Origin of the sequence: Paenibacillus sp. AD87, assembly GCF_001659845.1 — a bacterium.
GTDB classification, from domain to species: domain Bacteria; phylum Bacillota; class Bacilli; order Paenibacillales; family Paenibacillaceae; genus Paenibacillus; species Paenibacillus marchantiae.
The window spans coordinates 1,986,192-2,009,105 of record NZ_LXQN01000007.1; the positions used below are offsets into that span (position 1 = coordinate 1,986,192).

Genomic DNA, 22,914 nt, shown 5'->3' on the forward strand with positions numbered 1-22,914 from the left:
GGCAGGCTAGGTGCAAAGCGATTCATATACAGTTCATAAATGCATTTTAAAATAAGATGACTTCTTGTTAGAAACCTGTTTTACGAAAAGCTGCTTATTGCAGATAAATATGGAGGTAAGATACGTTTGGAATTGTTTGAATTTATTTTGTTGATGCTGGCGGCAGTCTCTTTATCCAATTTAGTAAACCGGTTTATCCCTTCGGTCTCCGTGCCTATTATTCAAATTGCGCTGGGGATGTTAATTACTTTGCTGCCCTTGCATTATGAACTGAAATTAAATCCAGAGTTGTTTTTGCTTTTATTCATTGCCCCGTTGCTATTCAATGATGGCAGGCATGCGGATAAAGAAGCGCTTTGGAAGCTGAAGAAACCGATCCTTTTGCTAGCGCTGGGTCTGGTGTTTGTAACGGTAGCCGTGATGGGATATTTCCTGAATTGGCTACTTCCGGTCATCCCGCTGGCGGCAGCCTTCGCATTGGCAGCTGCACTAGCACCTACCGATGCTGTGGCCGTGGGTGCACTGGAGCAGAAAGTGAAGATCCCCCATCAGACGATGCAAATTCTTGAGGGAGAGTCGTTAATAAATGACGCATCAGGGCTGGTCTCCTTTCAATTTGCCGTAGCCGCAATGGTCACGGGTGTATTCTCTTTCAAAACGGCCAGTATCAGTTTTATTGCCATTTCACTTGGCGGTGTGGTGTTAGGCCTTCTGCTTACCTTAGTAAAGTATGGTGTGGTGAAGTGGTTGCGCAAATTAGGGATGGAGAATGTCACGCTCCACATGCTGATTGAGATCCTGACTCCTTTTTTGATTTTCATGGCTGCGGAGGAATTAGGGGTCAACGGTATCCTGGCTGTTGTCGCCGCAGGAATCGCCCATTCTTTTGGTTACAAGAAAATGAACCCCGAGTTAGCCAAGCTGAGTATTGTATCCAAAAGCACCTGGTCGGTCATTATCTTTGTATTGAACGGACTGGTTTTCCTACTACTTGGAACACAGCTTCCTGATATTATCCAGACGATTTGGAGTAACCCGGACATAGGGAATTTTAAAGTCATTATGTACACACTATTATTGACTTTAGCTGTACTCGGGCTGCGTCTCATTTGGGCAATGCTAATGGATAATCCTGAAGGTGCCAAACCGCGCGAACCTTGGCGGCTCCGGTTGAAGAATGCGCTTATCCTCAGTCTATCGGGAGTCCGGGGAACGATTACACTGGCGAGTACCTTGTCACTGCCGTTTTTTCTGAATAATGGAACTGCATTTCCAGCCAGAGATCTGATCATTTTCCTCGCGGCTGGAGTAATCTTGTGGACTCTTCTGGCATCCAACTATCTGTTGCCGCTTTTATTAGGTAAAGAAACACAAACGGAGCAGGAAGAGGACGAAATTCAGGCAAAAATTGAGATTCTGAGGAATGTGGTTACCGGATTAAATGAACTGACCACGAACCAGAACCGGCTTGCGACCGCCCATATTATCAATATGTATACTTCCAGAATCCGAACACTTAGGAAAGATGAAAAGAAAGATCAGACACAGCGGTCCTTGGGTCTGTCTGTCATGAAATGGGAAAGAGAGAATACGTTGCTTGCTCTTGAAAAGAAAGAAGTAAATCCATATACAGCGTACAATTACCTTAAAAGAATTAACCAACTGTTGTTTATGCGCACAAGAGATGTCCGCTATAAAAAAGAGGTTTTTCCCATTAAGCAATGGGTCGAAATGTTCGGGATGCTGAATCCTGCCCGACTAAGCATTCGAGAAAGACGCGCTGAATTGACCAGACTCAAAATTCAAAATATGGCTTATGTCATTGAGCAGCTAAAAGGTCTGCTTTCAGAAGGCGAATCGGATATAGAGGCAATCAGCTCACTGATCTTGCAATATGAAAGTATACTGCTGCGTATGACCAGAAACGAATCGGACACATACTCCCGACGAGAGTTCGACCTGTCGATGCAGGATCTGGGCCGGGTCGGAATTCAACTGGAGCGAGACAACATTCAATCTATGTTTGAGACAGGGCGGATTTCAAGACAGGGCATGAAAGAAATGAAACGTGATATTCTCTTCATGGAGCATGATCTGCGAGAAGAGGCAATGGCTTAGAATTTATGAGAAGAGCATATGGAACAACATGTTAACCCGTTGAAAAACAAGTAACATCTGTGACAAAATATTGTGGAACAAAACCATTAAAGTCGCTATTATAGCGGCTTTTTTGTTGTATCGGCACATGTTCTTGTTCGAAGTCGAGGATGCTGAAATGGAATTTTACTATCCTATAAGTCCACTAATAACGATCACAAGACAGTTATAAAACGATTCTTTACCAATCGTTCTAGATATGTTATATTGTTGGCGTAGGAGATATAAACGATTACGAAGCAGAGAGTGATGGGGCTCGGTGTAAGATCTTACTACGTAGTTTTATGCCTATATTAGAATGCTCGTTCTCGATATATCAATATGTAGAAGGGATGAATTGAACATGGAGTATCGTGTATTAGGAAATACAGGTCTTAAAGTAAGCAGTTTTGTATTAGGTACAGGCACATTTGGTTTTTGGGGAAATAATACGGAAAAAGAGGCTGCAGTCATGTTGGATTAGGCTTTGGCTGGAGGCATTAACCTGATTGATACGGCGGACGTGTACTCCAGTGGTCAATCCGAAGAAATTCTGGGTAAGCTCCTACAGGGCCGCAGACAGGATGTTATTCTAGCCACAAAAGGCGGAATGCCCATGGGCAGTGGACTTAATCAATCTGGTAACTCGAAGTATTGGATCAAGCGTGCAGTCGAGGGAAGCTTGAGAAGGCTGCAAACGGATCATATCGATGTGTATCAACTGCATCAGCCAGATCTCCATACCGATATTGAAGAGAGTCTTGACGCGTTGACGGATTTGGTTCGTGAAGGGAAGATTCGCTATATCGGTACATCCAATTTTCAAGCATGGCAGGTAACCGAAGCACAATGGGCTAGTGAACGTAAAAATATGGCACGCTTCGTATCTGAGCAAGCCCCTTATTCCATTTTGAATCGGAGTATCGAATTCGATTTGCTTGCCGCGACCGCGAAATATGGAATGGGTGTCCTGGTTTGGAGCCCGCTTTCGGGTGGCTTATTAACTGGAAAATACCGCTCGGGAGAAGCGGCTGCTCCAGATTCAAGAGCAGCGGGATCACTAGGGAAACTTTCGGTTGTTGTCGACCCGAATCGAGAAGGAAATCGTACCAAGTTCGAAGCCGTTGCCAAGCTCCAAACCCTTGCAAATGAAGCAGGATTAACGTTGCCTCATCTTGCCATGGCTTTTACACAAGCTCATTCGTCGATTACCTCTGCAATAGTGGGGGCAAGAACAATTGAGCAACTGCGTGAAACATTAAAAGGCAGCGATATCCGGTTAAGCACTGATATCCTGGATGCAATCGACCCCATCGTTCCGCCGGGTGTGACCCTGGATGCTATGGAAAAAGGTTGGACACCGGATTGGCTACAAGCAAACAAACGAAGAATCCAGGCTTAATTCGACATGTCTTATCACTGAGATATGTTCAATTTAACTATCTCAGTTTGCCGAACAATCACTTAATGTATAATGATTATTTGAGGTGATGACGATGGCAAGATCCAAAGAATTTGAAGTTAATGAAGTATTAGATAAAGCAATGCATCTCTTCTGGACACAAGGATATGAGAAAACTTCAATGCAAGACCTGGTTGAGTTTATGGGTATTCATAGAAGAAGTATCTATGATACCTTTGGGGATAAACATGCTTTATTTATGAAAGCTCTGGAACGATATGAAACGAAGCAGACCAGCAGAATGAAGATTCTGATTGAAAAACAAAAACCAATCAAACAATTAATCCGTGAGATGTTTGAGTTTACTGTAAGAAACGAAGGAGAACCTCTGGGGTGCTTTTTGGTGAATTCAGGTGTGGAGTTAGGTGTATTAGACACTGAAGTTTCATGCTTCGTGGGTGAGAGTTATGCGCGAACCGAGGAATGTTTGACTAACCTTGTTCTGGAGGGGCAACAAACGGGTGAGATTAATTCTGATCTTGACTCGGTCGTTATTTCTCATTATCTAATGAACGCTTGGCTAGGACTGCGTACGTTGGTTAAGACAACAACAGATCAACAAAAAATAATGAATATTATTGATATGACACTGTCTGCTTTAGATTAAACAGCAAGTTAGATCTAACTGTTTTTTTACACATTAGAGAACGATCATTCTAAAAAAATATGTAGGAACCTAAGGAGAGATTATGATGAAATACACAGTGATTACTGGAGCAAGTTCAGGGATTGGATATGAAACGGCATTAGCATTTGCAGCACGTGGAAAAAACTTGATTTTGGTAGCTAGAAGATTGGATAAATTGGAGGAGCTTAAATCAACCATTCAGAGTATAGATCCCCAAGTAAATGTTATTGTTCAGACAAGTGACCTATCTGTTACAGATCAGGCTTACACACTATATAACAATCTGAAGGAATACCAGATTGAGACCTGGATCAACAATGCAGGGCTCGGTGAAGGTTCATTTATAGCAGAACAGAAATTAGATAAAGTTGAAACGATGTTACGAGTGAACATTGAATCCCTGACCATCCTTTCTACACTGTATGTGCGAGATTATGCTGAGGTTGAAGGTACTCAGTTAATTAACGTCTCTTCCGCACTCGGATATGCCATTGCTGTTGGTAGTGTTGCTTATTCTGCATCGAAATATTATGTTAGTGCCTTCACAGAAGGTCTTGCCAAAGAACTGGAACTGAAAGGTGCAAAACTAAAAGCGAAAATCCTGGCACCCGCGATAACGGAAACGGAATTCGTGAAGAGATCCATAGATGCTGAAGAATTTGACTACAAAGCAAACATGCCTAAGTACCACACGGCTAAAGAAATGGCGGGCTTTATGGTGGAACTGTATGATCACAACGAAGTGGTAGGGATCGTAGATCAGAACTATAATTTCAATCTGAGAGGTCCGATCTATCCAGTTATTTCAGAATTATAAATTCAATTCACATAGCTGTGGAATACATCAAAACAGCAGTGAATACCATTGGTGAAATTATTGACTACAACGAAAATCGGTAAGATAGAATTGCCCCATCGACTCGCAATGGCACACATGACAGAGAGGATACACCTCTGGGTGGAGTCCAAGATGGTGAATAAGGTCCTGAACTTTATATCTACCTTGTAAAAGAATTAGCTCAATTAGATTTAGCTTTCAACAGAGGAGCTACACTAACATCAAGCGTGAAACGTGGCGTACAACTGAACATTGTACGCCATATTTTTAGTCTAATAGCAGAGGAAGAGGAAGATGATGAGAGCAGCTCAAATACAGAAGTATTCCAAAACCATTCATGTAGAATTAAACCGGATGGACATCCCTCATATCGATAGTCGAGAGGTCCTTGTCAAAGTAAAAGCTGCGGGTGTCAATCCACTGGATATCATGAATATGAACGGCAGCGTTCGGATGATTGCCAACTATAAGTTGCCTTTAACTCTAGGGAATGAACTATCTGGTGTGATTGAAGCTGTTGGTGAAGATGTTTTGAATTTTAAAGTAGGGGACCATGTGTACACAAGGTTGCCGCTGAATAAAATTGGTGCTTTTGCTGAATATGCAGCTGTGAATGAAGATGCTTTATCCATGATGCCCGAGAATCTATCTTTTATTGAAGCTGCTGCCGTGCCGCTTACTTCCTTAACTGCGTATCAAGCGTTACATGATGTACTTCAAGCCAAAACCAATAAAAAGCTGTTTATTCCTGGAGGAACCGGAGGATTCGGTGCGATGGCTATCCCCATTGCTAAGTCCATGGGATTAACGGTTATTACAAGTGGCAGTGAAAGAGGCAGATCACGTACATTATCAATCGGGGCAGATCAATTCATTAATTATAAGGAAGAACATTATGCTGACATCTTGTCCGATATCGATTATGTGATAGACACCTTGGGTGCCGAAGATATCAAAGCTGAACTGGGTATTCTAAAACCACATGGGAAATTGGTATCCTTGAAAGCTGGCCCTAATTATCGCTTTGCCGTTGATAATGATTTTCCGATGTGGAAAAAAGCATTGTTTGGTCTGGCAGGTGCTCGATTGGATTCTTTAGCGCGTAAGAATCAGAATGAATACCGCTTTTTATTTGTACAAGCCAGTGGAATTCAATTACAAGAGATCACAAGCCTAATAGAAAAAGATGATATTAAGCCATCTATAGACTCAACCTACACGTTTGATGATATCGAAAAGGCATTGAATAAAGTGTCGACGGGTCACTCTCAGGGAAAAGTGATTCTGACCTTCTAAAGGTATTACGAAACCTGAGTCCCGTTACTAAGGTTGATGTTATTAATGAAGATCCCCGTTCTTCTTTAGATATTAAAGAAAGAACGGGGATAGATACATATATGACTTAAACAACTCCAACTTTTTATTGTTATTAATTGACCTGAATTGTTTGAACGTGTTATTTTGACAATAGAATTTAATTGTGTAACTTACAAATGGAAGAATTCCTAAAGCTTTAGAAAAGGCAGTATCGCAGTAAATGGTTCAAAATTGAAATGATAAAATAAAGGTATGGTGACAAAATGGAAAAGCAAAACTTGGACTGGAGTAATCTCGGATTCAATTACAGAAAGACAGAAAAACGATATGTTTCAAATTTTATAGAAGGAAAATGGGATGATGGAATTTTAACAGAGGATACCAATGTAGTGCTCAATGAATCGGCAGGCGTTCTCCAATATGCGCAGACATGCTTTGAAGGTTTAAAAGCCTATACCACCCAAGACGGACAAATTGCTATTTTTCGTCCCGATTTAAATGCACAGCGCATGGAGGATTCCGCTATAAGACTTCATATGCAACCCTTTCCAAAGGATAGGTTTATAGATGCTATTGTCGAGACAGTAAAAGCAAATGCATCATATGTACCACCGTATGGCTCTGGTGCTACACTATACATACGACCTACTCTATTCGGAAGTGGTCCTGTTATTGGGATTAAACCTTCTGAAGAGTATCAGTTTAGAGTATTTACTACACCAGTAGGCCCTTATTTTAAAGGAGGAGCCAAGCCCCTTACCCTCTGTGTTAGTGATTATGATCGTGCTGCGCCTTATGGTACAGGACATATCAAAGCAGGATTGAATTATGCCATGAGTCTTCATGCGCTAAGGACAGCCCAAAAAAATGGATTTGATGAAAATATGTTTTTGGATGCTGCAACCAGAACCAAGGTTGAAGAAACAGGCGGGGCCAATTTTATCTTTATAACCAAAGACAATAAAGTTGTTACACCTAAGTCAGAAAGTATTCTTCCGTCCATCACCAGACGATCTTTAATGGTCGTTGCTGAGAAATATCTCGGCCTTGAAGTTGAGGAAAGGGAAGTTCTTTTCGAAGAGGTAAAAGATTTTGCAGAATGTGGTTTATGTGGAACTGCAGCTGTTATTTCTCCTGTGGGTAAAATAGATGACCATGGTAAAGAAATATATTTCCCAAGTGGTATGTCAGAAATGGGACCTATTTCAAAGAAACTACTAGAAACTCTTACTGGTATCCAGATGGGAGTTCTCCCAGCGCCTGAAGGCTGGATTACAAACATTACTATTGGCGGGGCTTAATGCCCCGCTTTTTTCTATTGAAATGTAAGGGTGCATAGAGGGAAAATCAAGATACCTATTCGATTTCATCCTTTTTTTCGACACACATAAACGTATGCGAAGGAAATAACCATGTTGAATAAACATTGCCCATGAGATTCATTAAGTTCTCAATCACTATCTAACGATGTATTAAAACTTCATAAATTCCTTCGTTTTTATAGCAGAGATTTTTCATGTAGATTGTGTATGATGGTCTGATGAAAAGAAAATGGAAAAATGTATTCGCTTTACATAACTGGTGCCTCCGCAGAAAGTATTGTAGAGTTGTAGGAGCAATTACGCGATGAAGGTGAGAAATATGGAGATCAATAATATTCTTGTTGTAGACGATGAACCGGAAATTCGAGAAGCTCTCGTTATTTACTTAAAAAGCAATGATGTAGACGTATTTACGGCCTCTAACGGAGTGGAGGCACTGGAGATCCTTGAACAAGAAACGATTCATCTTATTATCATGGACCTCATGATGCCGCAGCTTGATGGAATCAAGACGACATTTAAGATTCGTGAAGATAAAAATATACCGATCATTATGCTCTCCGCCAAATCGGAGGATAGTGACAAGATTTTGGGACTTAATGTTGGAGCTGACGATTATATAACGAAGCCGTTTAATCCCTTGGAACTGATCGCAAGAGTCCGATCCCAGCTACGCCGGTTTACGAATTTAGGTTCCTTTCACTCCATTGGAGAAGAGATCATTCAAGTAAAAGGACTTGTGCTGAACAAAAGCTCCAAGACTGTTGAAGTGGATGGAGAGGACGTTAGACTGACGGCGAAGGAATACAAAATTTTGGAGTTGTTAATGGAAAACAAGGGCAGAGTTTTCTCGATTGAAGAGATTTATGAGCGCGTGTGGAATGAGCCGGTCTTTGCTTCAGAGAATACGGTTGCCGTACATGTGAGAAACATTCGTGAGAAAATTGAGATCAATCCTAAAGACCCAAAATATTTGAAGGTGGTATGGGGAATTGGATACAAAATCGAGAAAAAGTAAAGAAGATCGAAAGATTGGAATCGACCTTCTTGTCATCATAATCGCAGTTATTATAGGGATCTTTATACTTATAAACGAGTATTCATACCTGGGGTTGAGTCTGAGATTTTCAACTTCACGTTTCATCTGGGAATTGCTTTCCAGTATTATCTTGGGTTTGTTGGTAGCCAGACTGTTTCGTTATTTTAAGGCGCCGCATAATAAACGTTCCTTCTGGGATGGCAGTGTGTTGATAGATTATTTTCATATTTGGAGAACCGGCTTTAGAGCCAGTCTGCAAAATGGGAGACTAACGTTTGGCCTCATTCTTATGTTTCAGCTGACCGCCTTAGCCGGCATTTGTTTTTGGGAAGCAGTCACATATTACGGACAGGGATGGCTCATCCTTTATTTGTTGCTATTTGTGCTGTTTCTGGTTCCTTATATGCTCTCCAAGCTTGGGCGATTCATGGCCATCATCAATGGAAGTAAAGAGATTGCCAAAGGGAATATTCAGAACTCAATTCAAGATAACGGAAACGATTCCCTATCTGAACTTGCCGGCTATATTAACAATATGAAAGCCGGGTATCAAAGCGCGTTGGAACATCAAATGAAAAGCGAGCGGTTAAAAACGGAACTGATTACCAACGTATCGCATGATTTGAAGACTCCGCTTACTTCAATTATCAACTATGTCGATTTATTAAAAAAAGAAAATCATCCTTCGGAAACAACCCGAGCCTATATTGAAACGCTGGAACGCAAGGCGCTTCGACTGAAACTATTAATTGAAGACCTGTTCGATATCTCTAAGATGGCTAGCGGTACAATAGAGCTGGATATGGAGTATGTCGATGTGGCAACGTTATTGACACAAGCGATAGCAGAATCAAACACCCATATGGGACAAGCGTCGCTCGAAATTCGGGAGAGGATTGCCAAGTTTCCGATCCATGCGAATTTGGATGGTAATAAAATATGGCGTGTATTCGAAAATTTAATTAGCAACGCACAGAAATATTCGCTTCCAGGAACCCGCATCTATATTTATCTGGACGAGACGGATGATCTGGTAAGGTTCAAAATTCAAAACACCTCTGCCTATGAGATTGATTTTGATGCGGAAGAACTGTTCGAACGTTTCAAAAGAGCAGACGAATCCCGCCAGACAGAAGGCTCGGGACTAGGGCTGGCTATTGTGAAAAGCATCGTTGAGTTGCATGGAGGCAAGATTAAGGTCGAGATTCACGGCGATCAATTCAACGTTATTGTGCATTTACCCAAGAAGGGCTGAATGAATAAAAGATCACCAACATGATACACATGTTGGTGATCTTATTTTTTTGACGAACTAAATTCAAAGGTACTAACTCAATAACCCCCAACGAAAAGCATAGGCAACGACCTGTGTTCGATTTTTTGCACGCAGCTTAGTCATCAAGCTGCTTACGTAATCTCTTACTGTATACTCGCTGAGGAACAACAAGGAAGCGATTTTCTTGTTATCATAACCTTCCGCCAGAAGTTCGAGCACGGTAGACTCCCTTTCTGTTAAAGCGATGGCCATCGTTTTGGCGGTGTTTTCCTTCTCTTTCCTGGATAAAAACAAACCAATTCTCTTTCCCACTTGTTCAAGCAAATCCAGCTCATCCTTTGTGCAATTAAATGATTCTCCCATTTGGTCAAAAGTGACCCAGCCGTACAATTGATGATCGTGGGCAATCGGTATAAAAATAATCGAAGACAACTGAAATAACTGGATATGCTCGTCCCTTAAATAAGGTTTTGGGTCTTTCAAATAGATCGGTCTTTTAGAGTTGAAGATTAGATTTTGCTCAGTCAATTGTCCTTTCATGCTCTGAATTTTCGGAAGTTCTTCGCCAATGACCCCATAGAACTGGTTGGACCAAGGTACATATGCATAGAAGACACAGCGTTTATAATTGAAATACTTCTCACATTTTTTCAGGATAAAGGCGAGATCTGAAGCTCCCGAAGAACTGACTAGGAGTTGGTTTAATTGGTCCAGCAAACGCAGTTTTTTTAATTCTTCATTTTCCTCCGTTTCATGATTACCAGACACCGTATCAGCCCACTTATGAAAGCTATGCATCAGATACGAAAAGACAGATAACAGGAACATGAGCGGGTCCATCATCCGTTGATGTTTCAGTTGTATTAATAGTGTTATTAAAGCTTTTTCCAATATAATTTGAAGCCATTGTAAGCTTGCCATATTTAAAATGGTTAGCTGGGATTGAACCCAGGTATCCAAATAAGAAGAATAATGATTATCCATATGATCCAAGTCTGAATAAGTAAACATCTGAAAAAAGGATCTCATCAGTACTCCCGTTTCGTTCCGATGTGTCTCAGAGATGTTAGCTTCCGAGATCAGGTAAATATTTGTGTTTTCTTCGAGCTGTTTGCTATGCGTTTTGAAAAATAATACAAATTCCTGAAAAGTCATTTCAGTATATGGATGAAAATTTTGTGTCATAATAAGCCGTTCCCTTCAAGTGAAATACCCTACAAATGGGGGGTATACAATCCATTATTACACAGAACTTTATAGGATAGTATTTCAAAATTAAAGGAGTAAGATTGAGGAGTACAAGATCATGAATCTTACTATGAAGAAATGGAGCGGTTGAATCTTATGAAATTAAATGAAAAAGTAGCTATTGTTACAGGTGGTGCTAGTGGAATTGGTGAAGCCACCGTTCGCCTTTTCGCAAAAGAAGGAGCAAAAGTGGTCATTGCTGACTTCTCTGAACATGGTAAAGAACTAGCTGCCGAACTCAATGGGGAAGGTCATGATACGTTATTTGTCAAAACAGATGTGACTAAAGAAGAAGATATTAAACACATGATTAATGAAACCGTTGAGAAATATGGTAAGTTGGATATTATGTATGCAAATGCAGGGGTTGCCGATGACGAAGCCGCTGATGTATTGTCATATGATAAATGGAAACGAACCATCGATATTAACTTGTCAGGTGTATTTCTTTCCGATAAATATGCTATTGAGCAGTTCCTTAAGCAAGGAAATGGCGGCGTTATTGTTAATGCTGGCTCAATCCACAGCTTTGTTGCATTGCCTAAAACGACAGCTTATGCCTCGGCAAAAGGAGGCGTTAAACTGTTAACTCAGAATTTATGTACTGCTTATGCCAGTAAGGGAATCCGTGTTAACGCCGTATGTCCTGGATACATTGAAACGCCTCTCTTGAAGAACGTAGATGCAAAAAGCAAAGAATATTTAACTTCACTTCATCCACAGGGCAGACTTGGACGACCAGAAGAAGTCGCAAAAGCTGTGTTGTTCTTAGCCAGCGATGATGCTAGTTTCGTGAATGGTACGACCTTGCTTGTTGATGGAGGCTATACCGCACATTAATTCAGGTCAGATAAAAGATAATTTACCTGAAAACCAATTTTCAAATCGAAATAAACCTCTATATCATTGAAGACTTCTTCATTGATGTAGAGGTTTTCTTTTACATACGGCGGAGGCTATAGAAGATTCCTTAATTACCCTTTGACAGAGCATTAAGGTTTGCTGCATACTGACTTTATAAAGTTGTTTTATAAAGAAGGTTACAAAAAGCGCTGGCTAGATTAGAAGGATCTACGGAAATACGGGAGGTGAGGGTGTTGGTATATATAATTTTAGCAGTTATCATTTGGATTGGGGCATATGCGGCTTTGAAATTGTCGAATCAGCCTATAGAAGTGAAGCCAATTCGATCAATTAATGATTTCTTTGAATAGATAAAGGTTTTGCCATGAATACTTAATAAGCTAACTTTATAAAGACGAATAATAAATCCAACTTGAACTCGGAGGATTTTAAATGATTAAACTCGTAGTAACTGATCTGGACGGAACATTTTTGAATAATCAAGGTTCGTTTGATATTGAACTTTTTAATGAAGTACATGATGAAATGCAAAAGAAAGGAATAACGTTTGTAGCCTGCACGGGAAAACAGTGTGAACGAGTAGAAAAGTTGTTTGGTGACCATGGAAAAGGGATTTGGATTCTTGGAGATAGCGCAGCCAGAATCAAGAAAGATGGAAAAGTCGTCAAAGAGTTTAGCATTGATCGCACACTCGTTCTGCGAGCCATTGAAGAAATTCAAGGTTTTGATCCCCACATGACAATCATTGTATGTGCAAGCGATGCAGCATACGTACATTCCTCTATCTCTGATGATATGTACAACGTAGTTAAAGGCTCTTATGAACAAGTCATAAAAATGGATTCCTTCTCCGAAATCGATAGTGATTTTATCAAAATAACCGTATTTGATACAGAAGGCAGAAGCACAATGCTTAGAAAACATGTGGAACAGACGTTAAATGGCCAAATCTACATTGTCGACTCTGAAGCCAGGTGGCTCGATATTACTGCTCTTCATACCCATAAAGGCGAAACGGTAAAAAAATTACAGGATATGCTGGGGGTAACTGCGGAGGAAACGATGTCGTTCGGTGATGGAGAGAACGATGTTGAACTGATGGCAATTGCTAAATACAGCTTTGCTGTTAGCAATGCTTGCGAGAACACCAAAAAAGCAGCAAGTTTCATCACAAAATCTAATGAAGAAAATGGTGTTCTTATAACCATTCAAAAAATGATGGATTTACAGTAGGACTGCTCTAATCATTCAAATAGAAATTACTATATGACGAAGCCTGTGAAAAGGAGCGTGGGATATTTGCGTAAAAATGTATATTTGTCAGGCTCTGTACTTACTTCTGGGGAACGACGAAAGTTGGAACGGTTAAATACGATTATGGAAGCACACTTCTTAACCACACATCTACCACATAGAGACATAGAAAATCAATCTATATACTCAAAAAGTGGAGATGAAATGTTCAAATCTGCAGTTAAGGCAATAGAAGAATGTGATATGTTTGTCGCTGTTTTAAACAACAATGGCTTGAATTTAAGTAATACCTGCTGGGAGCTAGGTTATGCTTATGCGCATAAGAAACCAATCTTTTGTCTACATGAAGGTGAATTCAATATCAATCAATGGGGACATCTGATGTTGATGAATTCTTCAGTTGTTTGTCATAATGTGGAAGAACTCAAAGAACAATTAGATCTTACATTACAAAATGATAAATCTAAAGGAAGTAGTTCATATAACAAGAAATGATGTCATCTCAGAAAATGAACTAGCTGAACAAATAGGTGAGATAGAAGTATCCTCAATGAATGAGAGTGATCATGAAGGTCATAACATGATTAGTTCCAACACATATAAAGTAGGTACAAAACTATTTAAAATCAAAAACAAATGCTATAATAAAAAAATCTTTTTCAATTTGATCGGAGGCAGACCATTGTAGAATCTCATTCCTTTTCCTGAATACAACTGAATATTGAAAAGGATGAGTACAATGCTTACAAAATCATTTCATAGACTCTGGCTTAGTCAGGCTCTATCTACTTTAGGAGACATCTGGTACATTTTGGCGCTTGTCGTCACGCTTTACCATCTATCTGGTTCTGCTACCGTAACGGCTTTGTATCCCCTACTTAGAGTTGCTGGTATGACAATCGGCAGCATCACGGCTCCTCTTATCATGCGTAAGTTGCGCTTGAACCGCTTACTTGCATCTAGTCTTGGAGGGCAAACTCTTGGTTTGGCATTGCTCACCATATATATGTTTCTAATGGGCAAAGACAATCCTAATATTGCTATATTGATCGGAATGGTTTTTGGGATATCAATTCTGGAGGGGGTAGCGGGCCCAGTAAGATCTTCTCTTGTTGCTCTAACCGTGCCTGAAGCATCGTTGCTTAAAGCGAACAGCGTGCTAGTGGGTATTGTACAGTCTTGTTCTCTGGCCGGATGGGCGTTCGGATCCATGACAGTCAGTTGGCTTGGTGCAAGTCAAGTGCTGCTCCTTTCTACAATGTTATTAGGCGGTGCTTGGTTATCATCCTCCATGATATACGAGACCAGAAACAGCACACACCAAACACCAGTGGGTTCTTGGAGACGATCGCTTCAAGATGGATGGCAGAATTATTTTAGGTTACCGCAGTTACGTGTTTTGTTATGGATGGATGTATGGGAAGGCTTATTTAGAGGTGCATTCGCAGGGGCGCTATTGCTCGTGTTCGTAGGAGAACGACTACATGTGGGTGAAGTATGGTGGGGATGGATGAATGGCGCCAATTTAGGTGGATTCGTTCTCATTAGCATTCTTATGAGCCGTTTATCGAACGGAAACTGGAATCTAGGGGGCATGCTAGCGGTGGGCAGTGGATGCGTTGCTGCGCTAACACTCGCATTCAGTTTTTCTACTAGCCCGTTAGTGACACTCTTTATCATGTTCGCAATCGGGGCTTCTCAAGCCATAAAGGATTTAGCGGAACGTACTTCTTACCAAACAAGCGTTCCCGCTTCAGAGCTTCCACCGTTATTTGCAGCCCAATCATCACTTACCTCAATTCTATATGGTGTATCATTATTATTATCTGGTTGGTTAGCGGATACTGTAGGTATTCAAACGCTCTACATCTACGCATCAATTGGATTTTCTCTTTCCTTTATCGGTGCTCTTACGTATCGGAGGAATGGACCAAAAATAAATAGATACATCGATACGGAAGAAACGGTGAGTTAAGTATTCATGAAGTGAGATTTATATTCTATTTTGTCAGCTAAAAATGTTGAATCCTATGACGAGGCTATCCAGAACTTATGGATAGTCTTTCTTTATATAACATAGTCCCTTGATTTTTGAACAACAAAGCTTTCAAAATCCCCCTCTATCTCGATTATTGAGCGTCTACTTCAGATTCATTTCTTTCAGCAAAAACCTATCAATATTCACTTTGTTACTTTTTAAATATAAAAGTGTAAAATGTATGACGTAACTTTAATACACAATTATTTCAGTGTCAATACGCACTTTTAAGATAATTTATTTACGATGTGAATTGAGCATTCAGAATCCAACACTTTTTAAACAAAAATGTTGACAAAGTAAAGGTCCGAAAATAAGATAGAAGCATTCTAAAAATAAAATTAGTAAAAAAAGGATTTTGTTTCGATATTTTTTATGGAGTTGATGACTATTCATTCTACAGAAAAATTAATATTGCAGCAGCAGCAGAAATGGGCGGAGAAGGATATCCTGTTCGAAATGACATGTGATCGTACGCCAGAGGGGAATTTTCTCGATACATACATAGCCTTGTCCCAGCATGAAATGCTTATTGCAACAAGTCTCAAGGAACCGGATCACGAAAAGACCTTTAAGGGCTATTCGATCCCTGTCAAAAGTTATCCACGTCAGGATCCGCAGGAGGAGGGGAAATGGTCGGTTCAAACGTTGAAAATCAGTGAAATTGAATCCGTTTTCATTGTGAACCTTGTTGCATCCGGGATGCTTGTAATGAAGGCTCCAGACGAGCGAATCATAGCGGCGTTCACGAATGGACTGATGAGCAAGGCATCCAGGCTGGCAACAATCTTTACGAAGCTGAAACAGCAGGAGGAGGTGGACAGCGAGCTACTGGAGGATGAGGAGGCAAATGCCTCTTGTCCCAAATGCGGGAGGATTTACCCGGAAGAAGGTCGAGAGATTTGCCCGAAATGCATGAAGAAAAGCGCATTGATCCTCCGGCTGTTATCGTTTGCCAAGCCCTATAGAGCCTCTTTGCTGCTCATTATTGTGTTGATGCTTTTAAATTCCGTGACTGGGCTTGTTATTCCATATTTGACGGGTACGGCCTTATTTGATCAGGCGCTAAAAGGCGAAGGATATTTTGGCGGACAGGTAGGGCTAGTCATCTTGCTAGTCATTATTTTTCGCACTTTATCTCTATTATTTGGTGTCTTCTTCGGAATCATCAATGCGAGGCTGGCCGCAAACATTGTTTTTGATATAAAATCTGTCATTTTTACTGCAATGCAGCGCTTATCACTAAACTTTTTCAAGCGGAAGCAGACCGGACAGCTGATGACCAGAGTTAATTACGACGCCGCTGAACTGCAAATATTTTTCATTGATGTACTGTCCTATTTTGTTGTGAATGTAATGAATATCATCGGCATTACCGTCATTTTGCTGGTATTGGACTGGAAGCTCACACTGCTATGTTTTTTGCCGATGCCGATTGTTATTTTTCTGGCACGCCAAGTATTCCCCAAGCTGTCGAGGCTATCATGGCGGATGAACCGCCAGGTATCATCATTGAACTCCATCATTAGTGACTCGATCAAAGGTGTCCGGGTCGTCAAGGCATTTGGCATGGAGCACAAAGAAATGCAGCGCTTCCAGCAGGCAAATGCGAACTTCTCCGGCTCGGAGCAAAATTATAACCGTTTGAGCGGTACGATCTTTCCAGTACTTAATGGGCTGACTCAAATGGGCGGTATGCTCATCTGGGGATTTGGAGGATGGATGATACTCAAGGGTGAAATTTCGTTCGGGCTTATGCTGACCTTTGTCAATTATATGTATATGTTATATGGGCCCATTGAGTTTATGAACAATATTGTAGGCTGGTGGTCGCGTTGCATGACGGCTTCGCAGCGATTATTTGAAATTGTGGACGCAAGCCCTGATGTGAAGGAGAAGGAGAATGCGATTCGGATTCCAGTCATGAAGGGAGATATTCAAGTATCAAATGTTGTATTTGGCTATGAGCCGAATAAATCGATTCTGAAGAATGTTACGCTGCAGGTGAAGGCAGGACAAATGATTGGCGTCGTCGGACAATCTGGAGCAGGAAAATCAACTCTCGTCAACCTCATTTCCCGGCTATACGATGTGAATGAAGGTGCAATTACGATCGACGGAGTAAATGTGAAGGATTTGGCTGCTGAATCGTTGCGCTCCAATATCGGAATCGTATCGCAGGATGTGTACGTGCTATCAGGCAGTATTGCTGAAAATATTGCCTATGCCAAGCCGGATTGCAGTGTCATGGATATCGTTCATGCGGCGAAAATAGCCAACGCCCATGATTTTATTGAGAAGCTGCCGGACGGCTACGATACGATCGTGGGTACGGGCGGATACAATCTGTCAGGTGGTGAAAAGCAACGCCTCTCCATTGCGAGGGCAATTCTGCATAACCCAATAATACTGATTCTAGATGAAGCGACAGCTTCTCTGGATACGGAGACCGAGCTGCAAATCCAAGAGGCGCTGGATAAACTTATCAAGGGACGTACAACGATTGCCATTGCGCACCGGCTCTCCACGCTTCGCAATGCCGACTATCTGGTCGTGATGGATCAGGGCAAGGTTGTGGAAGAAGGAGCACATGAATCGCTAATGAGTACCGAGGGCGCTTATTATCAATTGGTGAAAAAGCATGATGAAGCATTAAAAATAAGCGAGGTGATTTCAGCATGAGTTCGTCTGCATCACAGAAGAAGACAACTCCAACCCAGGATACAGAGCTACAGGAGGAAAAGGGCGTGGCCGGTTCGCTGTCCGATGCCGCCGACATTCACTATCTCACAGAGGATAATGCAACATTTCATAAAACGGAAGGTCGGATGTTATCCGTAACGGTGGGGGAAAAGACGCATCCAGTCGTGTATGTACATTGCTCTTTCCCTCATACGAATAGACGCATGTATTTGTCCATCAGGACGGTTGAAAACAAGGAAATTGGTATGATCCACAGTCTTGAGGATTTTACGGAAGAGACAGCGCAGCTGTTAGAGGAGCAGCTGCAAATCCGTTATTTCACTCCAGAAATTAGCAGGTTGATTAACGTGAAGGAGGAGTTTGGCTACTCCTACTGGGAAGCAGAGACGACAGGCGGACTATGCCGATTCACAGTCAGAGGTGGTGGTGGCAACGCCAAGCTGGTAACCCCAGACCGACTGCTCGTCACTGACGTGGACGGTAATCGGTTTGTCATCCCAAATATAAATAAGCTGACAGACAAGGAATACCGGATGGTAGAGCTATGTATGTATGGTTAATCAAGTTGACTAGAGCGGACATGAAGGATGGTGAATGCCTATGGATTTGAATTTTTCGCTTGCAGAGCCGGATGTGAAAGCTGCTGTGCAGGCTGTCGGAACTGACATTGAATATTGTGTGCCCGCTAATCTGTCGCTACTTGGCTATCGTACGGCCGGATTTCTGGTTATCGGGCAGAATAAATGGGCTTACATTGAGCATGGTCAAGCGAAGGAAACCGGTATTATTGCTGACTCAAGGGAGTACAAAGTCATTCCGCTTATCGGAAATATTGTGCTGGAGACCGAAGATGAGCAGGGAAAGCGTATCCTCGTCCGCTCCTCCATGGAGCATGCTCCACGCTTCGGTTATATTGCACAAGTGCTGAATGATAAATCAGCAGCCCGCAAAGTTCGGATTTTCAATAATGATGAGGAAAACGTCTGTGTTAAGTGCGGTGATCGACTAGTGCAAGGAACCCGTGTATGCCCCAGATGCATGAGCAAGTCCGCGGCGTTCAAAAAGCTGTTCGGTGTCTCGAAGCAGCATTGGAAGGCGCTGGCGATGGGTCTTATTGTCATGATAGCGGCTTCCGCTATTGCACTGGCAGGACCTTATTTTCAGGAAATTCTGATTAACGGTGTCTTGCAGCCGTCTGACGGACATAGTCCGAGCATGAAGCTGTTCTATTTCGCACTTGCCGCCATGATCGGAGGACTTGTGGCCGGAGAACTGCTGGCGATTATTCGGGCACGGGTCATGGCGAATGTCAGCTCCAATATTGCCGCCGATCTGCGCAAAATGGTGTATGAACGAGTACTGAGCCTGCCGCTTGGCTTCATGACCTCTCAACGGGCGGGAGATATAATGAACCGGGTAACGGCGGATACAGACCGGATTCGGCAATTGATTCAAGAGCTATGCACAACAGCAATCTATCAAATGATTTTGCTGGTTGCGGCTAGTAGCTTACTCTTCAGCGCTGACTGGCGCCTGGCATGTGTTGTGCTGTTGCCTGCCCCTATTGTCGCCTACATGAATATGTACATCTGGAAACATGTGCTCTGGAAACTGTATCAAAAACAGTGGGCAATCTACGACCGGGGGAGTTCTTTTCTGCATGATGTGTTGAGCGGAATCCGGGTTGTCAAGGCATTCGGCAAGGAAGCCACGGAGATCAAAAAATTCCGGTCCCATAACAGTGATTTTGCTGCCGCTACGATAAGAACCGAGAGTCTGTTCAACATGCTGGCCCCGATAACGAATTATTTAATTCAGCTTGGCCAATATGTTGTGTTGCTGCTTGGCTCTAACATGATTTTGAACAATCAGATGAATGTAGGCGAACTGATCAAGTTCAGCATGTATGCGTCCATGGTGTTTGGACCGATCGCCTGGATGATGTTCATGCCAAGATGGGTCTCCAATGCGATGATTTCCATTGACCGCGTTTTTTCGGTCATTGACGAGCAGCCAGAGGTAGTGGAGACTGATAAAACAGTGAGACATACGATTCATGGCGAGGTTTCGTTCCGCGGTGTGTACTTTGGCTATAACTCCTATGAGCCGGTGCTGAAGGATGTGTCTTTTGATATTCGTAATGGGGAAATGATTGGGTTGGTGGGTCATTCGGGATCGGGCAAGTCCACCCTGATTAATCTCGTCTCCCGCTTCTATGATGTGAATGAAGGTCAAATTAAAATTGATGGTGTAGACATTCGGGACATCCAGAAGGATGACATTCACTCCCAGATTGGTGTCGTGCTTCAGGAGACCTTCCTATTCACAGGCACGATACTTGATAATATCCGTTACTCTAAGCCGCAAGCGACGGAGGAAGAAGTCATCCGGGCGGCCAGGATTGCTAATGCGCATTCATTTATTATCAATCTGCCGGATGGGTACGACACGCTGCTTCAGGAGAACGGGAACAATATATCCGGTGGTGAGCGCCAGCGTCTGGCAATTGCAAGAGCGATTCTGAATGATCCGCCAATTCTTATTCTGGATGAAGCGACTTCTGCACTCGATATTGAGACGGAAAGTGTCATTCAGACGGCGCTCCAGCAGGTAATGAGAGGAAGGACAACGATTGCGATTGCCCACAGGCTGTCAACTCTCCGCAATGCCGACCGGCTGATGGTACTGGAGAAAGGCAAGATTGCAGAAATTGGCTCCCATGCCGAGCTAATAGAGAAAAAAGGCATTTACTACACACTGATTACAGCCCAGAGGGAGATGTCGAAGAAAGAGCAGACGGGGTAACTCATCCATCTCAATCCATTTTGTAGTTTGTTCGTCACATGTATGCTCCGGCAGCTGCGTTGTACTTAGAAATAGGAGGAACGCCGATGACCTTAAACAGGTAACCGGCGTTTTCACTTATTTTTTCGGCATTTTGCTCTCATCCATGTAAAGCAGGTTCCAGCGGTGACCGTCCAGGTCGGCAAATCCTGCGCCGTACATCCAGCCGTCGATTTCACTCGGTTTGCCAAAGATGCTTCCTCCGGCAGACTCTACTTTTTGAATAAAGGTATCTACTTTTTCTCTGCTTTCAGCGCCAATGGAAAATATTACTTCAGCGCTATGGGAAGTATCTGCTGTTTTTGAACCTGTGAATTTCTCAAACGCCGACTCCGGGAACAGCAAAATCGTTGTTTGACCTATGGAAAGCTGGGCTCTCTCGTTCCCAACGCTCACCGCATGGAATCCAATTTCATTGAAAAAGGCAGTTGACTTCTCAACATCTTTGACAGGCAGGTTAATCCAGATCTCCTGTGACATGGTTGTAGCCTCCTAGAATATAATTTTAACTACGCCTACTATACTCTACTTTTGGCAGCAGATGCGAATCTTATCAAAGAAATAAATGAATGTTATTATTATGAATATTGAACAAATGGAGGGATTAACATAGATAAGAAAAAGTACTTTATCCTGATGCCACCGATGTTAATAATTGGACTGTTTATAATGTATTTTCTTCCAGTAAATCAGAGAGCTTATGTATTCTTAGTTCCTATTGTATTTTGGTTGATATACTATATCTGGGTATTTGTTGAAAGAAAAAAATATAAAAAAACAGAATAGAAATTATAGTTTGCGAGGTGTTAAAATGGTTTCGCATCAATTGCTTACTCACGATACAATTCTTGAATTATTGCCCCACATTAATACAGAACAGAATTTGCTTTTTTATAGTTATTTAACGCAACGTAAGGATAAGGCTCAATATGTTGGTCAATTTACGAATAGTCAACTTACAGCCGTATTAGCTTATTTTAGCGAACTATCCTTTCCTGCATTTTCTTTCTTCCGAGTTGAAGATCGTGATATCTTTTTTCCAGAACTCATTACTTTTACAAGAGAAACGATCCAACTTGACGAAAGTGCTGTATGTGGCACGATACTCTGTCAACGGGACCTTGAACTTTTTCAATCCTTCGGTCTCATCAAAGGAATTCCTCAGCGTTTTCTAACGATGAAACATCAGGATGAATCGAAACTCCTTGAAGCTCACATTGCAAAAAGGATAAATGAAAATGAATATTCTAAGGTAATTGATTTTTTACATAGTGGGGAAATGAGGTTTTTCACAAGAAGTGAGTTAGAGAATTACCCTTTTCTTGGAATTAAGGAAGGGGAAGATTTCATAGCTGTTGGTGGCTACCATTTTTATGACTCTCAGCTAGTAGAGCTTGGGAATATTGTTACCAGGTTAGATTACAGAGGCAGAGGATTAGCTAAACGCCTAACAAGTGAATTGACACACCTCGGTAAAAAACTGTCACCAGATGTTTATCTGGGCGTATTGGCAAATAACTTGCCTGCTGTTCGCTTATATGAAGGCTTGGGGTATCAAACAACAATGGAACTTTCTATTGTGAATTTTACTTTATCCACGACAAAAATATGGTTCTAATTATAGTCGCTATTTTAGCGGCTTTTTTGTTTTATGGGTATAAGTATTTAAAGGAATGGGCTTCTTTTGCCGTATATCGGCTTTTTCTTTGATCGCCGTAATTAAAAACATTTAAGCAAATACATGCGAATTGGGAATTAAATTCAGTATAACTTATTCTAGAAAAACGAATGAATACTTAATGTCATCTCTATATAGTTCGTAAATAACTGTGAACAATACGTTAATTCATTGACAATGAGTGTTATATTTATTAAAATTCGAAAGGGCATCAGGGTAAAGCAGATATGAATATCCTTATCATTGGTTTAGAATCTTAGCTTTTTA

18 protein-coding genes are annotated in these 22,914 nt (G+C 41.6%); 16 read left to right on the forward strand and 2 right to left on the reverse strand.

All coding sequences use genetic code 11. The features are described 5' to 3' along the window. Positions 1 to 126: 126 nt before the first annotated feature. The 8 genes from gpAD87_RS08970 (at position 127) to gpAD87_RS09005 (ending at position 9,997) form a co-directional block, all read left to right on the forward strand. Positions 127 to 2,118 carry a Na+/H+ antiporter gene (locus gpAD87_RS08970; protein WP_064637638.1) on the forward strand — a complete coding sequence of 664 codons (1,992 nt, stop codon included), beginning with the start codon at positions 127 to 129 and terminating at the stop codon, positions 2,116 to 2,118. Between the two features lie 505 nt (positions 2,119 to 2,623). Beyond that, complete coding sequence (locus tag gpAD87_RS08975; RefSeq protein ID WP_231952481.1) at positions 2,624 to 3,538, forward strand: aldo/keto reductase; 915 nt, start codon at positions 2,624 to 2,626, stop codon at positions 3,536 to 3,538. A gap of 94 nt (positions 3,539 to 3,632) precedes the next feature. Then, positions 3,633 to 4,205 carry a TetR/AcrR family transcriptional regulator gene (locus gpAD87_RS08980; protein ID WP_064637640.1) on the forward strand — a complete coding sequence of 191 codons (573 nt, stop codon included), beginning with the start codon at positions 3,633 to 3,635 and terminating at the stop codon, positions 4,203 to 4,205. An 85-nt stretch (positions 4,206 to 4,290) separates the two neighbouring features. After that, complete coding sequence (locus tag gpAD87_RS08985; protein ID WP_064637642.1) at positions 4,291 to 5,043, forward strand: SDR family NAD(P)-dependent oxidoreductase; 753 nt, start codon at positions 4,291 to 4,293, stop codon at positions 5,041 to 5,043. A gap of 318 nt (positions 5,044 to 5,361) precedes the next feature. After that, positions 5,362 to 6,360, forward strand: a complete 999-nt coding sequence (locus gpAD87_RS08990; protein WP_064637644.1) for an NADP-dependent oxidoreductase — start codon at positions 5,362 to 5,364, stop codon at positions 6,358 to 6,360. 284 nt (positions 6,361 to 6,644) lie between these two features. Further along, positions 6,645 to 7,682, forward strand: a complete 1,038-nt coding sequence (locus gpAD87_RS08995) for a branched-chain amino acid aminotransferase (RefSeq protein ID WP_063563680.1) — start codon at positions 6,645 to 6,647, stop codon at positions 7,680 to 7,682. Between the two features lie 340 nt (positions 7,683 to 8,022). Continuing rightward, positions 8,023 to 8,721 (forward strand): response regulator transcription factor, encoded by a 699-nt coding sequence (locus gpAD87_RS09000; RefSeq protein ID WP_064640817.1) that lies wholly within the window; start codon positions 8,023 to 8,025, stop codon positions 8,719 to 8,721. Beyond that, a complete protein-coding gene (locus gpAD87_RS09005; RefSeq protein WP_064637646.1) occupies positions 8,696 to 9,997 on the forward strand; it encodes a sensor histidine kinase in 1,302 nt (433 codons plus the stop codon). Before gpAD87_RS09000 ends, gpAD87_RS09005 begins: the two co-directional genes overlap by 26 nt. Before the next feature lie 72 nt (positions 9,998 to 10,069). Here the strand turns inward: gpAD87_RS09005 and gpAD87_RS09010 are convergent, their stop codons facing one another. Continuing rightward, the gene (locus gpAD87_RS09010; protein ID WP_064637648.1) at positions 10,070 to 11,203 is read right to left on the reverse strand and encodes a LuxR C-terminal-related transcriptional regulator; all 1,134 of its coding nucleotides are present in this window, start codon (positions 11,201 to 11,203) and stop codon (positions 10,070 to 10,072) included. A gap of 159 nt (positions 11,204 to 11,362) precedes the next feature. On the opposite strand from gpAD87_RS09010, the gene gpAD87_RS09015 reads away from it, so the two are divergent. The 7 genes from gpAD87_RS09015 to gpAD87_RS09045 all read left to right on the forward strand — a co-directional run bounded on the left by gpAD87_RS09015 (position 11,363) and on the right by gpAD87_RS09045 (position 20,930). Further along, positions 11,363 to 12,106 (forward strand): SDR family NAD(P)-dependent oxidoreductase, encoded by a 744-nt coding sequence (locus gpAD87_RS09015; protein WP_064640818.1) that lies wholly within the window; start codon positions 11,363 to 11,365, stop codon positions 12,104 to 12,106. A 456-nt stretch (positions 12,107 to 12,562) separates the two neighbouring features. Further along, the gene (locus gpAD87_RS09020; protein WP_063563683.1) at positions 12,563 to 13,363 is read left to right on the forward strand and encodes an HAD-IIB family hydrolase; all 801 of its coding nucleotides are present in this window, start codon (positions 12,563 to 12,565) and stop codon (positions 13,361 to 13,363) included. Positions 13,364 to 13,429: 66 nt separating this feature from the next. Next, positions 13,430 to 13,879 carry a nucleoside 2-deoxyribosyltransferase gene (locus gpAD87_RS09025; RefSeq protein ID WP_064637650.1) on the forward strand — a complete coding sequence of 150 codons (450 nt, stop codon included), beginning with the start codon at positions 13,430 to 13,432 and terminating at the stop codon, positions 13,877 to 13,879. 244 nt (positions 13,880 to 14,123) lie between these two features. Continuing rightward, on the forward strand, positions 14,124 to 15,359 hold the full coding sequence (locus tag gpAD87_RS09030) for an MFS transporter (RefSeq protein WP_064637651.1): 1,236 nt from the start codon (positions 14,124 to 14,126) through the stop codon (positions 15,357 to 15,359). 447 nt (positions 15,360 to 15,806) lie between these two features. After that, positions 15,807 to 18,104 (forward strand): ABC transporter ATP-binding protein, encoded by a 2,298-nt coding sequence (locus tag gpAD87_RS09035; RefSeq protein ID WP_064640819.1) that lies wholly within the window; start codon positions 15,807 to 15,809, stop codon positions 18,102 to 18,104. Then, a complete protein-coding gene (locus tag gpAD87_RS09040; RefSeq protein ID WP_064637653.1) occupies positions 18,101 to 18,685 on the forward strand; it encodes a DUF1854 domain-containing protein in 585 nt (194 codons plus the stop codon). Before gpAD87_RS09035 ends, gpAD87_RS09040 begins: the two co-directional genes overlap by 4 nt. Positions 18,686 to 18,725: 40 nt before the next feature. Beyond that, the gene (locus gpAD87_RS09045; protein WP_064637655.1) at positions 18,726 to 20,930 is read left to right on the forward strand and encodes an ABC transporter ATP-binding protein; all 2,205 of its coding nucleotides are present in this window, start codon (positions 18,726 to 18,728) and stop codon (positions 20,928 to 20,930) included. A gap of 117 nt (positions 20,931 to 21,047) precedes the next feature. Here the strand turns inward: gpAD87_RS09045 and gpAD87_RS09050 are convergent, their stop codons facing one another. Beyond that, positions 21,048 to 21,449, reverse strand: a complete 402-nt coding sequence (locus gpAD87_RS09050; protein WP_064637657.1) for a VOC family protein — start codon at positions 21,447 to 21,449, stop codon at positions 21,048 to 21,050. Between the two features lie 331 nt (positions 21,450 to 21,780). Between gpAD87_RS09050 and gpAD87_RS09055 the strand changes: the two genes are divergently transcribed. After that, positions 21,781 to 22,587 (forward strand): GNAT family N-acetyltransferase, encoded by an 807-nt coding sequence (locus gpAD87_RS09055; protein ID WP_064637658.1) that lies wholly within the window; start codon positions 21,781 to 21,783, stop codon positions 22,585 to 22,587. Positions 22,588 to 22,914: the final 327 nt, after the last annotated feature.

Excerpts from the sequence above, each read along its gene's own strand:
- gpAD87_RS09035 (WP_064640819.1), top strand. The coding sequence starts at position 15,807 with ATGACTATTCATTCTACAGAAAAATTAATATTGCAGCAGCAGCAGAAA.
- gpAD87_RS09055 (WP_064637658.1), top strand. The coding sequence starts at position 21,781 with ATGGTTTCGCATCAATTGCTTACTCACGATACAATTCTTGAATTATTG.
- gpAD87_RS08995 (WP_063563680.1), top strand. The coding sequence starts at position 6,645 with ATGGAAAAGCAAAACTTGGACTGGAGTAATCTCGGATTCAATTACAGA.
- gpAD87_RS09045 (WP_064637655.1), top strand. The coding sequence starts at position 18,726 with ATGGATTTGAATTTTTCGCTTGCAGAGCCGGATGTGAAAGCTGCTGTG.
- gpAD87_RS08990 (WP_064637644.1), top strand. The coding sequence starts at position 5,362 with ATGAGAGCAGCTCAAATACAGAAGTATTCCAAAACCATTCATGTAGAA.
- gpAD87_RS09000 (WP_064640817.1), top strand. The coding sequence starts at position 8,023 with ATGGAGATCAATAATATTCTTGTTGTAGACGATGAACCGGAAATTCGA.
- gpAD87_RS09015 (WP_064640818.1), top strand. The coding sequence starts at position 11,363 with ATGAAATTAAATGAAAAAGTAGCTATTGTTACAGGTGGTGCTAGTGGA.
- gpAD87_RS09040 (WP_064637653.1), top strand. The coding sequence starts at position 18,101 with ATGAGTTCGTCTGCATCACAGAAGAAGACAACTCCAACCCAGGATACA.
- gpAD87_RS09010 (WP_064637648.1), bottom strand. The coding sequence starts at position 11,203 with ATGACACAAAATTTTCATCCATATACTGAAATGACTTTTCAGGAATTT.
- gpAD87_RS08980 (WP_064637640.1), top strand. The coding sequence starts at position 3,633 with ATGGCAAGATCCAAAGAATTTGAAGTTAATGAAGTATTAGATAAAGCA.
- gpAD87_RS09050 (WP_064637657.1), bottom strand. The coding sequence starts at position 21,449 with ATGTCACAGGAGATCTGGATTAACCTGCCTGTCAAAGATGTTGAGAAG.
- gpAD87_RS09030 (WP_064637651.1), top strand. The coding sequence starts at position 14,124 with ATGCTTACAAAATCATTTCATAGACTCTGGCTTAGTCAGGCTCTATCT.
- gpAD87_RS09020 (WP_063563683.1), top strand. The coding sequence starts at position 12,563 with ATGATTAAACTCGTAGTAACTGATCTGGACGGAACATTTTTGAATAAT.
- gpAD87_RS08985 (WP_064637642.1), top strand. The coding sequence starts at position 4,291 with ATGAAATACACAGTGATTACTGGAGCAAGTTCAGGGATTGGATATGAA.